The following is a 14,113-nucleotide window of genomic DNA, read 5'->3' as shown; positions in this document are numbered from 1 at the left end:
CGTAGTGAGGCGACAGGTCGTCATGCGGCAGCCCTCACCGTCTGGTCGCAAAACCAGGCGGCCGCCATGAGGGCCTGCATCCGGGTGCGGTCGAACCGCCCGCCCTGCTTGAGCCCGCCCTCGAGCAGCGGCCGCATCGCGACCGGCGCCTCCGCCAGGGCGGTGTGGATCTGGGCATCCGCCCAGGCCGCGAGCTGGCCGTTCAGCCAGGACGGGACCGGGGAGGCGAAGCCGAGCTTGTCCCGGCTGCCCCAGACCTCCCGCGGCAGGCCCAGGGCCTTCGCGGCGTCGCGGAGGATCCGCTTGCCCTCGGCCGGGTGGGCGATCTTGTGCTCGGCGGGTAGCCGGTAGGACAGCTCGACCAGGGCGCGGGCCAGGTAGGGAGACCGGCGTTCGAGGGCGTAGGCGGAGGCGAGCTTGTCGCTCGTCATCACCAGCGGACGCCAGGCCGTCGCCAGGTCGGCGAGGGTGAGGCCGCGGGCCAGGTCCCCACCGCTGGTGTCCATCGCGGTGGCGACGAGGTCGCGGATGCGGCCGTCGGGGTCGGGGCCGCGCAGGACGAGCCGGGTGACCGCCTCGGCAGGGTCGAGTTCCTCGACGGCCGTGTGCAGGAGCTTGGCGGCCAGCGGCCGGTAGGCGTCCATCCCGGCGGCCAGGACGGCGTCCGGGCCGAACAGGACCATGGCGTGGCGGACGTAGCCCATGAGGAACTCGTCCGGGCCGAGCCCGCCGACCGCGACCTTGAGCCCGAGGTCAGCGATCTTCCGGTAGGCCATGTACTCAGAGAACGTGGACGCGTTGCCCATCGGGTAGTCCAGAGCGGACATCATGTGCGGCAGCACTTTGGTGAAGTCGACGTGGTCCGGCTCGACAACCACCAGCTCGGCCCCGATGTCGGATGCGATCTGGGCCGCGATCTGCGACTCGTCGAGCCGGTCCTGTCCCGGGTAGCGGACGGTGACACAGACCGGGGGCCGCAGCAGATAGGCCAGCACCGACGAATCGAGCCCACCCGAGAGTAAGAGCGCGAAGTCGCAGCCCGGGGCCCGCAGCGGGATCTGCTCGGCCAGCACGACGGAGAACCTCGCCAGGGCCTCACTGTAGGTGCCGGTGAAGGGCTGGCAGTCCTGGAGTTTCCAGTAGGTGTGCTGGTCCAGGGAGCCACTCGCGATGTCGAAGGCCAGCAGCGTGGCCGGGGCGAGCAGCTGGATGCCCTGGAAGGGAGTGTCGACACCAGCTGGCGTCTCGATCGCGATCACCTCGGGCCGCAGGACGAGCGGGGCAGCGCCGTATCCGGCCAGGGTGGTGACCTCGGAGGCGAACGCGAGCCGGCCGCCGTCCAGACGCCAGTAGAGCGGCTTCTCACCGAGCCGGTCGCGGGCCATGAACAGCTTGCCGACGCGCGGGTCGTAGACGGCCAGGGCGAACATGCCGTCCAGCCCGTCGAGGCAGGACGGGCCGATCTTGGCCCAGGCTCGCAGCACGAAGTGCGCGTCTGTGTCGCGAGGGCCGAGCAGGATGCCCCAGGCGGCGGCCTGCTGTCGGTAGTTGTAGATCTCGCCGTTGAAAGCCAGCAGCACCCCGGTATCACGGTCGAGGTAGGGGCCGGGCATCGCCTGCGGGTCGACGATCAGCAGCGTGTTCATGGCCAGCACCGCCCGCCCGTCGCTCGCGGCGGCGTGCATGGTGCCGTCCGGCCCGCGGTGGGCCTGCGTGGCGCCCATCGCACCGACGGTCTGCTCGTGCCGGACGGCGTCGGCTCCGGCCAGTCCTGCGATTCCGCACATATCTGGTTCACCCCCGAGTGAGTGGTGGTGCCTTGGCGGCGACCGCCGCCGAGGGTCCTTCCTCCCAGCCCGGCGGCGGCCTGGGCTCACATCACAGCCGCCCGGGAAGATCTCGGGGAGGGCTCGCAGGGGGGCTCACAACTCGCAAAGGCGGTTCACGACCCGCCGAAGAGGAATATCGTCAGTGACCCAACACGCGGAACGCGTACGACTCTTAGCCCTCGGACGGGTACGACGTCGTGCTCCACCAAGTACAGACATACGTGCCCAACTACGTGTTCGAGTCGCCCGCGCTCCGGTCACCGGCAAGGGAGAAGGTCGTGGCGTCGACCACCCGCCGGACCCGTCCGCCCAACGCGGACCTGGCCCGGCTCATCGAAGCCAGCGGCGCGAGCCACAAATCCCTGGCTCTGCGCGTCAACCAGCTCGCCCATGCCGCCGGGATTGAGACCGACTACTCACACACGTCCGTGGCGAACTGGTGCCGCCGCGGGATGACGCCGAAATGGCCGGTGCCGAACCTGTTGGCGCAGGCCATCGGCGAACGGCTCGGCCGGCCCGTCAACCTCGACGAGATCGGGATGGGCGAGGCGGAGACAATCGACGCCTCGGTGGGGTTGGATTTCCCGCGAGACCCCGCCGACGCCGTCCGCGTCGCCACTTCGTTCTGGAGCTCCGTGAACCGCCGCGACTTTCTGGCCGGATCCGGCTTCGCCGCCTCCGCCTTCACCACCCCCGTCACCCGGTGGCTCGTCACCCCTGCCGACGAGACCGCTGACCATCGTGGCGGGAAGCAGGTCGGGCGAGCCGACCTCGACGAACTGCGCGAGGCCGCCGACGACGCCCGCCGCTGGGACTCTAAATACGGCGGCGGGAACTGGAAGGCCAACTCCGTCACCGACTGCCTCGACCACCGCGCGGGCCCACTTCTGCAGGGCTCCTTCTCGGACGAGATCGGCCGCGAACTCTTCTCGGTGACCGCCGAGTTGTCGCGGCTCGCCGGGTGGACGGCGTTCGACGTCGGCCAGCACGACGCCGCCCAGCGGCACTTCATCCAGGCCCTCCGTCTCGCCCGCGCCGGCAGTGACGTGCAGCTGGGCTGCTATGTCCTGACCACCATGGCCATGCAGACCCTGATGCGCGGGTTCGCGTCGGAGGCCGTGGACATGGTCCAGGGCGCCTTCGAGCGGGCAAAGGGGCAGGCCGTGCCCCGGGTATTGGCGTTCACCAAGCTGATCGAGGCCCGCGCTCATGCCCGTGAGAACGACGCCAGGGCCGCCTCGAAGGCGCTGAAAACCTCCGAGGACCTGCTGGGGCAGGCGAAGGACGACAGCGGCGACGAGCCCGCCTGGATCGACTTTTATGCGCACTCCCGTCTCTCCGCCGACGCCGCCGAGATCTTCCGCGACCTGAAGAGCCCCAAGGCCGCTCTCAGCTGGAACCAACACGCCGCCGCGATGCCGACCGGGGTGTTCACCCGGTCCGTCGGCATGCGCCTCGCCATCGTCGGGACCGCCCACCTCCAGGCCCGCGACCTCGACCACGGCCTCGAACTCGGCCACCGGTCCGTCGACATCCTCGCCCGCGTCCAGTCCTCCCGGGCCAAGGACTACGTGCGCGAGTTCAACGCCGCCCTCGTCCCTTGGCGGCGCGAACCGGCCGTCCGCGAGTTCATCCACCGCACCCGCGCCGAACTCGGCGTCGCCGCCTGAGCCCTGAGCCTTGCGGTCTCCCGGGAGATCCCCGTTCGTAGGGCGGCAGAACGGGCAGCCGTTGCCGGAAGGCGACGGGCTGGAACTCAACGGTGCCGACGAGGCTCAGCGTCTGATGCGGCACGAGTGGGCCTCGGATCTCCGAGCGAGGTTCCGGATGTCGGGCAGCCAGAACGTCACGACTACCGACATCGAGCACATCGGTCTGGGGTTCAGAGATACGCGTCAAGGGGGCAATGAGTAGATCTTGATGCGGCTTTACGCGTGGTCAGCAGAGTGACGCCGCAGTAAATGCGTACATCTCGCTCTGGAAGCCGGAACGGTCCGCCGCAGGTCGCGACGATCACGGCCAGGGCGCCGTCGCAGTAAATCCGGTATTTACTGCGGTAGTTCTTCCGGTTTCCGCTGGGCGGCTGCGGTGAGCTGGGCGGCCAGATTCTTGAGCGCCTGCCGCAGTTCGTCGGGATGGTTGATGGTGAAAGGCCACTCCAGGGAGGCGAGCATGTGGGCCATGCCGTCCAGCCGTTCTGCCCGTGCGTGCATGAGAACGCCGGTGGGCTGGGCGGTGAGGGTCACCGCTGAGCGAGGCAGCCGGCGAGCGATCTCATCGAGGGGGCCATGGATCGTCACCTCGACCTGCCAGCGGTAGGGCCCCTGAGCGAGGGTCGAGGTCAGGTGGGCGACGGGGTCGAAGCCGTCGGGTGCGGTGAAGCTGTCGGCTCGGGGGATGACGGAGGTGATGCGGTCGATGCGGAAGGTGCGCAAGCTGTCGCGGAGGTGGTCGTGGCCGACGACGTACCAGCGGCCGGTGTGGAAGACCACGCCGTAGGGGTCGATGTCGCGTTCGGTGTGTTCCTGGCGCCAGGACTGGTGGCTGATGGCGACGGTCGTGCGGGCGCGGGAGGCCTGGGCCAGTGCCAGCAGGACGCCGGTTCCGGGTGCCTGCCCGATTACGGCGTTGGCGGTGAAGGACAAGGTCTCCCACATGGCGGCGAGCGGTTCGCGCAGGGCGTGCGGGAGCACCCGCTCGATCTTGGCCAAGGCACCGGCACTGGCCGGCGCGGCGGTGCCCATGCCCAGACGTTCTGCCGCGAGCAGGCCAAGGACGACGGCGAGGGCCTCGTCATTGGTGAGGACCAGAGGTGGCATACGGTAGCCGCGGGCCAGTCGATAGCCGCCGTAGCGGCCGCGTTCGGCCTCCACAGGGATGCCCAAGTCGCGTAGGTGGGCCGTGTAGCGGCGCACGGTGCGGACGTCGGTGTCCAGGCGGTCGGCCAGCTCCGTCCCGGTGAGCCGGGCGTTGGACTGGAGGAGTTCCAGCAGGGTCAGCACACGGGTCAGGGGATGCGACATGGATCACTCGGCATTTCAGGGCGGATTCTGTCCTGTATCGACTTTACGCTCCCCGCAGCACCTCACTTCAGGGAGATCACATGGCCACCTTCGTACTCGTTCCCGGCGCCTGGCTCGGGGCATGGGCCTGGGAAGACACCGCCCGCGCTCTGCAGGAGCGCGGCCACACGGCGCTGCCGCTGACACTGACCGGCCTGGCCGAGCACGCAGACCAGGGCGGACCCCAGACGGACCTGGACACGCACATCGCGGACATCACGGGATTCGTCGAGCGGAACGATCTGCGCGACGTCACGCTGGTCGCCCACAGCTACGCGGCTGCCCCGGTCACCGGGGCAGCCGGACGTCTCGGCGACCGCCTGGAGCGCGTGATCTACGTGGACAGCGCCCCGTTCGCCGCAGGCATGTGCATGCTCGACCTCATGCCACCGCAGGCAGCGGACCAGCTGCGCCAGCAGGTCGACGCTTCCGGCGACGGGTGGCGGCTACCGATGCCGCCCTTTGAGGTCCTGGGCTTGTCCAGCAGCCTCGACGGGCTCGATGAGGGCCAGCGGAACGCTCTGCGCACGCGTGCCACCCCTCAGCCGTTCGGCACTTTCACCCAGCGTCTCGCCGGCCCGGCCGAGCCCGGTCCCGGTGTGGACCGTGTCCTGATCGCCTGCCGTGACTTCACGGGGCTGCTGGATGCCGGGGTGCCGATGCTGGCCTACCTGAACCAGCCGCCGTGGCGGCGCTTCGACCTGCCCACCGGGCACTGGCCGATGCTGTCCGCGCCCGCCGAACTCGCCCGCGTCCTCGACAAGGCCGTCTCCTGACCGCGCCGGCCGAGAGGCACAGCCCGACGCCTGACCACGAGAGCATCCGCAGGCTGCGGGCCCACGCTCAGGCCCTGGCCGGCGGAGCATGCGAGGCCTCTGCCGTGACGGTCGTCCGACGGGTCTTCGCCATCCAGGCCCAGGACGCCACGGCCGCCGACCTGGGCATCCGGGTACGCGGCCGGGACATCACCGCCCAGGCCATCCGCACGGCATACGAGAAAGAGCGGAGCATCGTCCGCAACTGGTACATGCGCGGCACCCTGCACACCATCCCCAGCGACGACGCCCGCTGGGTGTTGCAGTTGCTGTCCCCGCGGATCCTTGCCGCAACCAGCCGCCGCTACCAGCAGCTGGGCCTGGGCGATGATCTGCGCCAGCGCGCCGACCATCTCATCCGGCGTGCTCTTGCCGCGCACGGCCCACTCACCCGGGCCGAGCTGACCGAGCGCCTTACCACCCTCGGTATTCCGCCGGACGGGCAGGCGCCGTTCTACCTGATCCGCCACGCAGCACTCACCGGCATCCTCTGCCATGGTCCGCGGCGCGCCGGTGAGGGCACGTATGTGCTGCTCGACGACTGGCTGCCCTCCACCGGGCGCTTCCGGTGGGAGGGCGACGATGCTCTCGCCGAGCTGGCCCGCCGGTACCTGGCCGCGCACGCCCCCGCCACCTTGGAGGACTTCGCCGCCTGGTCCGGACTGCCGATCACCTGGGCCCGCAGGGCCTGGAAAATGCTGGCGGAATCCGGCGTGATCACCGAGTACGGCGCATTGACCATGCTCGCCGGGCGGGTGAAAGAACTCCCACGCTCGTCTGACACCCCGGACGTTCGCATGCTTCCCGCCTACGACAACTACCTGATCGGCTACCGCACCCGCGAGGCGTCCGTCCCCGCTCTCCACCAGGCCCGCGTCTGGCCAGGAGGCGGCCTCATCCGCCCCACTGTCATCGCCGACGGCCTGGCCATCGCCACCTGGACCCGTGGCCCCGGCTCGCGCTCCATCCAGGTGGATGCGTTCGAACCTGTCCCGCCTCAGATCGAGCAGGGTATCGACATGGAAAAGGAGGCCGTCGTCGGCTTCCTGCGGCCCACCACATAGCCGACCCGCATCCCGATCCAAAAAGGGCCGCATAGGCGAGAACGTTGGGTCAGGCGGCCTGACCGAGGCCGGCGGCGATCAGACGCTGCTCACGGAGCGGGGTGAAGTCGACGTCAAGCTTTGGGTCGTACGCTTCCGGCTGGATGCCGACTTCGTGGGTGCTGTACTCGCCGAACCGGTTGATGTGTTCGGTCAGGTACGGCGAGATGTGCGCCAGGTCTTCCGGGTCGATCTCCCATCCCTCCTCCAGCAGCTGGCGGACGATCTCCGCGATGTCCAGGGCGTTGTGGAAGATCACCGCGTTCGTAAGGAGGGCGTTGAACTTCATCGCCTTCTCCTGCTCGATCGGGTCGTTGTCGGCGATGACGCCGCGGTTGCCGAAGCCGATCCACTGGGAAAACCGGTTGAACGACTCGACCTTGTTGGTCGCCGCGGTCACCCGCCGCCGCAACGGCGCGTCCGAGAGGTAGCGCAGAAGCTGGACGGTGCGGATCACGCGGCCAACCTCGCGGAAGGCCGCGTAGGTGGCATTCTTCCGCGACCCCGACCGCAGCCGCTTGAGCAGCGTGGAGGAGGAGATGGTGCCCTCGCGTACGGAGACGGCCACGCGCATCAGGTGGCGGAACTGGGACTCGATCAGGTCGAAGTCGATTGTGTTCTTGCCCGGCTCCCCGAACAGGGCGTCGATGTGTACGTACTCGCTCTGCTTGGAGGGCCGGTAGAAAGTCAGTTCCTTCCAGTTCCTGATCCTGGGCATCAGGTCGAAGCCCAAGAGGTGGGCGAGCGCAAAGACAGGGAAGCTCTGGCCCTGCGTATCCGCGTGCACCGTGGTCGGCTGCACCTCGGAGGTGTTCTTCAGCAAGCCCTCAATGATGTAGACGGCCTCCCACACGCCACACGGGATGAAGTGCGTGAACAGCGCGATGTAAGTGTCCGAGACGTGGTGGTAGGCGATGCCGCCCGGCTTGCCGTACCTCACGCTCGTCTCGGAGAGCAGGTTGTCGAGATAGGTGTCCATGTGGGTGCCGTCCGCCGCCACCGCGGTCCCGTCACCCCACGCCTGCGAGATGTCCAGGCGGGCGTGCGCGTTCACCAGGTCGGCGACCGCCTCGTTCAGCAGCACGATCGAGAAGTGCTTGTTGGCGACGTACGACAGCTCGTGCCCGCTCACGCCGGGGATGTGCCGGGCGGCCTCGTACGGGCCCATGTTGGTGCCCTTGACGAACGTGACGATCACGTAGCGGCCCAGAGGGTCGGTGAGCTTGGGCTCGTTGCCGGACGGCGGGCCGAAACGGCGCCACCACTCCACCCAGTACGCGGTCCGGGCCACGATCCCCATCAGGGAACGCTCCGGCATCCTCGCCTTGATCTCCTGCTCCAGCCGCTTCGCCGAGGGCCGCTGGCCGTCAGCCCGGAACGCCTTCAGCGACGGGACGCCCGTCTCCGGATCGATCACCAGGCCCTCGTTCTCCGGGTACCCGGCGTCCGCCGCCGCGGCGGCGGATCGCAGCTTGTCCTCCAGCTGCCGGCGGAAGAACTTCGCGTCGAACTCGGCGCTCTCGCCCGCCTCGGCGAGGCCGACCTCCACCAGGTAGGACCCCAGCGTCTCCTGGACGACCTCCCAGGCCAGCAGCTGCTCGGACCAGTCGGCGTACTCCTCCGAGCCGACCACCGCGACGTCGCCGGTGCGCAGTTCCTCGGCGAGCGCGGTGAAGACCATCGCCTCGAAGTGCTTGCGCACGAACTGCCCGGTCCGGGTCTTGTCGAGGACGGCCTTGCGCCAATTCTGGGTGGCGAAGGAGAGGTCGACCTCCTTGCCCTCCTGGTTGAAGGCGGTGATGTACTCGCCGCGGGCCGCCTGGTGCCGCTGGGCGTGCGCGAGGGCATCCAGCACCCGGCTGTCCTCGCTCGTCGCGGTGAACTTCAGCTTGTCGTTGTCGGCCAGGTCGAACATCACCGCCCGGTCCCGGCCGATCTGCCCGTACAGCAGCACTTCCCAGAAGTTGCCGTGATGGGCGGAGACCTTCTCGATCTGCTCGTACTGCTTCGCAAACCCTCCGAAGCCCTCCACCGCGCGGGTGACCGCGCCGAACCCGCCGGCCTGCACCACCTGGGCCTTCACCAGGGAGAGGACCGCCGGGGCGACCCTTCCCTCCAGCCGCGTCGCGACCTCGTCCACCGACGCCTCCTCGTCCAGGCCCTCCAGGGCCTGGCGGACCTCGGCGGTCATGGTCGCGGCCCTCGTGAGCCCCTCCTGGGCCGGGCCGCCCTCGTCGATGTGCTTGAGCACCGTCCGGTAGTTCCCGATCAGGGACTCGACGATCTCCCGCTCGGCGAGCCGGATCTCCTCCAGCTCCGCCTTGGCCTTCTTGATCTTCGTCGCCACGCGCTTGCAGAACATCGTCGCCAGGTCGTCCCGCACCCGCATCCACGCCTTGTGCGTCAGGGCCGCGACCACCGCGATGCGCTTGACGAGGGCGAAGTCCCGCAGCTCCGAGGCGTCCGCCGCGTCCGCCTCCCCGGCGAAGTCGGTGATCTTCCCCGCGGCGACTCCGTCCATCCACACGTCGGTGTCGCCCAGCTCGTCCAGCCATTCCAGACGCTTGGTCAGGTTCTTGAAGTGCGACCAGGTCGGGCCCTTGGCGGGCTTCTTCAGCCGGTTGAACAGCGTCGTCCCGTCGCTGTCACGGTCCTCCAGCAGCCGCATGAGCCCCGCCCGCTGAGCAGCGCTCATGCGGTCGTGGATACCCGCGCAGATCGAGGCGTTCACCTCGGTGCGGATTTTCGAGGCCATCTTGTCGAAGGTGGAGAACCCCGGCAGCTCCAGTCCGGCCTCCACCACCTTCTCCAGCGCGATGTTGATCAGATCCGCCGGGCGGTTCTTCGCCGCGGCCTCCTTGCGGATCGACTGCTCGACGATCCCACGGGCCTTGGCCTGGTCGTACGTCACGCCGGCCTGCTTGCGGACCAGGCCCCGGTGGTGCTTGGCGGTCCGCTCCGCCCGGTACACCGGCAGCGTGCCCTCCGGCAGCTCCACCGCCCGCCGGACGAAGTCCACCACCATCTCCGGGACGTCCTCCAGCGCCGGGAAACACCCCATGCGCCGGTACGACTTCAGCATCAGCAGCAGCGCCAGCAGATGCTCATCGCAGTCCGTGGCATCAGACGCCCACTCCAACTCATCGCGGCTCGGGGAGAAGAACAGATGCAGCTCATGCGCGGTGATCAGCCGCTTGAACCGTGGATACGCGGTCCGTTCAATCGATGTCACAACCCACCCCAGGCCCCAGACGACGCGCAACATCACCACCAACGACACTGGGCCGAATGGGTGACGGGCGACGAGCGCTCAGGGCTTCAAGATCATCCCGTTGCCCCTTTGGCGCGTATCTCGGTCACACCCCGGGCAGGGTAGAGGGTGCCGTCCTGAACGCGGACCAGGTCGCAGCAGCGTCCGGGTCCTCCTGCCGTCAGGCCAGCCGCCAGCCAGTTCCGCCCGCATCGTGCCAGACCGGTCCGACAACCGAGCGAGACGTCCTCACGCGTGCATAACGCACTGACCAAGGTCAGCACGGTCGCCGTGGCGTTCTGGCGCGACGCGAGGCCTCGCATCTCTCAGCACATGAGCGATAGCAGGCGCCCGCGGGCGGATCAGGAAGCAGAACTGCGGCCGGTGCGACCTGGCAGGAGTCTCGGCTCCTGCCGGGATTCCGGGACGGTCTCCAGGGCTTGGAGGAACTCGGCCGGGTCCTGGTACCGAAGGGCGGGCTCGCGCGCGAGACAGGTCCACAGGACGTTATTGAGAGCGGGAGATACAGGCAACTCCTCCACTGCGATCGGCTCCCGGAGAATCGCGAAGACGACCTCGGCCGCGTTGGCGCCATCGTAGAGGCGGCGCCCCACGACACACTGGTACAGGACTGCGCCGAGCGTGTAGATGTCCGACCGGATGTCAACGACGTGATCGCCCCGGACCTGCTCCGGGGCCATGTAGGGAATCGTGCCAATGACGCCCCCCACTTCGGTGATGCTGAGGCTCGTCTCCACGGGACGCATCAGGCCGAGGTCGACGATCACGGGACCCCGATCGGACGTGACCACGACGTTAGCCGGCTTGAGGTCGATGCGGGACAAGCCCAGGGAGTGTAGGTAGTCCAGCGCGTGGCCGAGCGTGCGCGCGAGACTGGCCACGTCAGACGGCGGCAACGTCCCGTGCTGGACCAGCAGTTGGTCCAGCGACGGCCCCTCGGTCAGCTCAAGGATCAGGGCGGGGACAGCCAGCCGGTCGAAGGATTCGATGACGCGCAGGACGTTGGGGTGCCGCATCCGCATTCCGATCTCGCCCTCACGCTGGAAGCGGGCTCGGACCGCGAAGTCCTCCGCCAGACCGTTGTGGAGCAGCTTGATCGCCACGCCCTCGCCAGTGCGCAGGTCAACACCGCGGTACACCGCCCCCATGCCGCCGGCTCCGATGAGTTCCCGCACCTCGTACCGGTCACTGAGCCGCGTGATGGCCGGCAGCGAGGTCGCTGTGCGCGCCGGTGGAACAAGCACCGGATCGGAACCGGAACGCGGCCGGATGACAATGGTCTCGGAGCTCTCCCAGCGCGCTGGCACAGGGACGGGCGTCCCAAGGCCAACCCGCTCCTCCTCGTTACGGCGGGTGAGCCCTGCGACCTGGCGGGAGTATGTATCGGTGAGACGGTAGTAGGTCAGCCCGGCGCTCGCCGGGTTCCCGAACTGCGTCACGTCGACACGACCCGGATCGCTGACGACCTCCAGAACGCCGCTGTGCTCAAGATGCCCCAGGAACTGCTCGGCCGAAGGCCCATCGAGCAGCAGCATTGGATCGAGCTGCCCGTCAACCAAGATGTCCTGAGACGAGAAGGCCCGACCCCGGCTGCGTAGCACCCAGTCAGCCAGGTGATAGGCACTCAGCCGCTGGCGGTCCCTGTCAATGGGAACGATCACCGCAGGCGAAGCTTCGTCCGTCGCACCGCTGGGCGACAGGATGGCATCCAACTGGGCGTAGAACAGCACACGCTGCCAGGCCTCGTCATCCACGTGGACAGACGCGCGCTGCGACGCGTCCCACATGACCATGGAGTTGAACTCCTGCAACAGCCGGCGGGGGACACCGCGCGACTTGAACCGTAAGTGGGCGATCAGCGAAGCCAGCTGAATGGTCTCGCCCTCAGGTCGGGCGAGGTCAACCGTGTTACTGATGTCCGCCGAATTTGCAGGGACGGGCAATGCAGGCAGGCCCAGTTCGGCCCGGGCCCATGCAACCGACTCGTGGACGAGCCGCTCTGGCGCAGTCCACAGACACGGCACGTACATGCGCCACGCGAAGACGCTCTCGTACAGGCCACTCCCTCGGTCAGCGTCCGACACGGCCCGATCATGCAAATCGGGTCCGGCGACCAGGACGAAATGCACTCCACGGGTCGTGAACACGTTCTTCAGCGAGCCGAGCAGTCTCTCGAGAGCGGCGACGGCGTCAGGGTCACTGTCGGTGAGCTTGTCGAGTTCGTCGAGCACGATGACCGGATGCACGCGGAGCCGGGACACCGCCCTGCGCCACATTCGGTGGCGAGGAGGACGCTCCGACCGACCGCTGAGGAGCTGCACGATCCGCACCAGATCGTGCTCGACATCAGTCTCCGAGTAGGCGAGAAAGGCGGCTTCGGTGGTGCGCGACCTGCTCTTCTTACCTCCGACGTTCAGTGTCGGGGGTGCCACACCAAGCAGGCCGTGCTGAATACCCAGTCCCGCCGTCGCGCTGCGCTCGCTAGTCTCGGACTGGGTCTGCGTGAACGACAACGACGTGCGGGTGTAGGCCACCAGCAAGGATTCGCGAACTTCGGACGGCAGGTGCTGAAATAGCCCTTGATCGTCCAGTGCCTCGAAGATGCGCCGGACGATGGCGAAGAGTAGCTGGTCCGGTTCCATCCTGCGCGCGACGCTTAAATGCACCCTCAGTAGCAGTTGGCGATCAGGCCCGAACCGGGCGGCGGGGTCTCCCCGGTCGAACCCGGCTGCCGCCTTTTCCAGAGCCCGTAGGACCAGGGTTGTCTTGCCCACGCCGCGGAACCCCGTGACCAGGAAGGTCCCACCGTGCGAGTGCATGAGCCGCTCACAGAGCAGATCCACGAGCTCCTCATGACCGAGTACAGGAATCGAGACGTCGCCGACAGGCAGCGGCTCGTGGATGTAGTGGAACTCGCGGTGCAGCGGAACGTGCAGCACGTCGCCCTCCCTTGGCTGGGCCGAGAGGGCCCGATCGCATGAACCCGCTCTCCCCGTACGGGAAGTTGGTCCAGTTGTTGCGAAAGTCTAGGGCGATGTCTCGCAGCCCGACGCGTACCCTGACCCACCGCACGGAACTTCCACTCGTCGTATCACGCGACCATGATCGCCAGCCAAAGATCAACTGCCACGCCCCCTTGTGCTTGAACAGGCGCAGGGCAACGTCGCCGACGACGACATGAAAGGCTCAGGTGAATTCCTTCTCACGCGGGCGAAGGGATCGGACAAGGCACTGGCGGAGGGCCTGGACGTCTCGCGCCGCACAGTGGAGCGCTACCGCGCCGTGACCGCCCGCACCCAGATCATCGACGGCCAGGTCCTCCCCAGCCTGCCCGCCTGAGATCCCAGGAGGAGCAGTGACGAACCACGAGTACCAGGTCGTGGCAAACCACAAAAGCTGCCGGCGGCACCGATCAGGTCGTCAAGAACATGAGGAGCTTTGCTGCGGCAGGCGTTATGAACCGAGTGATCGGCATCCTGGACAACGACACCGCAGGCCGCCAAGCCGAGAAGCAACTCGCCAATGCTCCTCTTCCAGAGCATTACGCCGTCTGCAGGTTGCCCGATGTGGATTACGCGCGGCGCTACCCGACCCTCGGCCCCTCCGGCGCTTCGACCGACGACGTCACAGGTCGCGCCTGCTCCGTGGAATTCCACTTTGGCCAAGGCTGCTTGCTGGGTCCAGACGGGAAGCCGGTCCCAGTGCGCTGGAAGACTCACATCGACCCGATGAACGACTACCAAGGCGAACTTGCCAACAAGCCCTACGTCCAAGAGCGCATCAAGGAGATGCTCCGAGAGGCAGAAGAAGGGGAGAAGCCCCTCGGAGGAGAGTGGGATCCGATGCGCTGCTTGGCCGAAACCCTCATCAGCCTGGCAGAGCCTGAGGCTGAGTGACATCCGCGGTCTTGCCATTGGCCACTGGTCAGCTCTTAGACCCAATGCCGTGACTCTGTTGGCGATCTTGCCGGGGATGCTGACAGGTCGTCTGTTCGGCGGTTTGCTGGGATGAGGCGGGGTGGTTCCGGGGAGAG

At 67.9% G+C, this 14,113-nt stretch carries 9 protein-coding genes; 5 read left to right on the top strand and 4 right to left on the bottom strand.

Going from position 1 to position 14,113, the window contains the following annotated elements; genetic code table 11:
- Positions 1-20: 20 nt before the first annotated feature.
- Complete coding sequence (locus GAS53_RS36670) at positions 21-1,787, bottom strand: asparagine synthetase B family protein (protein ID WP_151482091.1); 1,767 nt, start codon at positions 1,785-1,787, stop codon at positions 21-23.
- Positions 1,788-2,107: 320 nt separating this feature from the next.
- Here GAS53_RS36670 and GAS53_RS36665 point away from each other — a divergent pair, with 320 nt between their 5' ends.
- Complete coding sequence (locus tag GAS53_RS36665; RefSeq protein ID WP_151482090.1) at positions 2,108-3,499, top strand: sporulation protein; 1,392 nt, start codon at positions 2,108-2,110, stop codon at positions 3,497-3,499.
- Positions 3,500-3,877: 378 nt separating this feature from the next.
- On the opposite strand, the gene GAS53_RS36660 is transcribed toward GAS53_RS36665, so the two are convergent.
- The gene (locus GAS53_RS36660; RefSeq protein ID WP_151482089.1) at positions 3,878-4,852 is read right to left on the bottom strand and encodes a helix-turn-helix transcriptional regulator; all 975 of its coding nucleotides are present in this window, start codon (positions 4,850-4,852) and stop codon (positions 3,878-3,880) included.
- Between the two features lie 80 nt (positions 4,853-4,932).
- On the opposite strand from GAS53_RS36660, the gene GAS53_RS36655 reads away from it, so the two are divergent.
- Both GAS53_RS36655 and GAS53_RS36650 read left to right on the top strand, forming a co-directional pair.
- Positions 4,933-5,667: an alpha/beta fold hydrolase gene (locus GAS53_RS36655; protein ID WP_151482088.1), complete on the top strand. Its 735-nt coding sequence runs from the start codon at positions 4,933-4,935 to the stop codon at positions 5,665-5,667.
- Between the two features lie 104 nt (positions 5,668-5,771).
- Complete coding sequence (locus tag GAS53_RS36650; protein WP_225859322.1) at positions 5,772-6,770, top strand: winged helix DNA-binding domain-containing protein; 999 nt, start codon at positions 5,772-5,774, stop codon at positions 6,768-6,770.
- A gap of 49 nt (positions 6,771-6,819) precedes the next feature.
- On the opposite strand, the gene GAS53_RS36645 is transcribed toward GAS53_RS36650, so the two are convergent.
- On the bottom strand, positions 6,820-10,041 hold the full coding sequence (locus GAS53_RS36645) for a Tn3 family transposase (protein ID WP_192583443.1): 3,222 nt from the start codon (positions 10,039-10,041) through the stop codon (positions 6,820-6,822).
- Positions 10,042-10,421: 380 nt separating this feature from the next.
- Positions 10,422-13,019 carry a protein kinase domain-containing protein gene (locus tag GAS53_RS36640; protein WP_151482086.1) on the bottom strand — a complete coding sequence of 866 codons (2,598 nt, stop codon included), beginning with the start codon at positions 13,017-13,019 and terminating at the stop codon, positions 10,422-10,424.
- Positions 13,020-13,218: 199 nt separating this feature from the next.
- Here GAS53_RS36640 and GAS53_RS56875 point away from each other — a divergent pair, with 199 nt between their 5' ends.
- Complete coding sequence (locus tag GAS53_RS56875; protein ID WP_225859321.1) at positions 13,219-13,419, top strand: hypothetical protein; 201 nt, start codon at positions 13,219-13,221, stop codon at positions 13,417-13,419.
- A 125-nt stretch (positions 13,420-13,544) separates the two neighbouring features.
- Positions 13,545-13,976 carry a hypothetical protein gene (locus GAS53_RS36630; RefSeq protein ID WP_151482085.1) on the top strand — a complete coding sequence of 144 codons (432 nt, stop codon included), beginning with the start codon at positions 13,545-13,547 and terminating at the stop codon, positions 13,974-13,976.
- Positions 13,977-14,113: the final 137 nt, after the last annotated feature.

It is taken from the genome of Streptomyces albicerus, assembly GCF_008905045.1.
GTDB classification, from domain to species: domain Bacteria; phylum Actinomycetota; class Actinomycetes; order Streptomycetales; family Streptomycetaceae; genus Streptomyces; species Streptomyces albicerus.
Note: the sequence above shows the minus strand (reverse complement) of the source record. Positions and strands in the feature narration are given on the sequence as shown.

Coding starts and splice junctions, on each gene's coding strand:
- GAS53_RS36660 (WP_151482089.1), bottom strand. CDS start 4,852: ATGTCGCATCCCCTGACCCGTGTGCTGACCCTGCTGGAACTCCTCCAG.
- GAS53_RS36655 (WP_151482088.1), top strand. CDS start 4,933: ATGGCCACCTTCGTACTCGTTCCCGGCGCCTGGCTCGGGGCATGGGCC.
- GAS53_RS36670 (WP_151482091.1), bottom strand. CDS start 1,787: ATGTGCGGAATCGCAGGACTGGCCGGAGCCGACGCCGTCCGGCACGAG.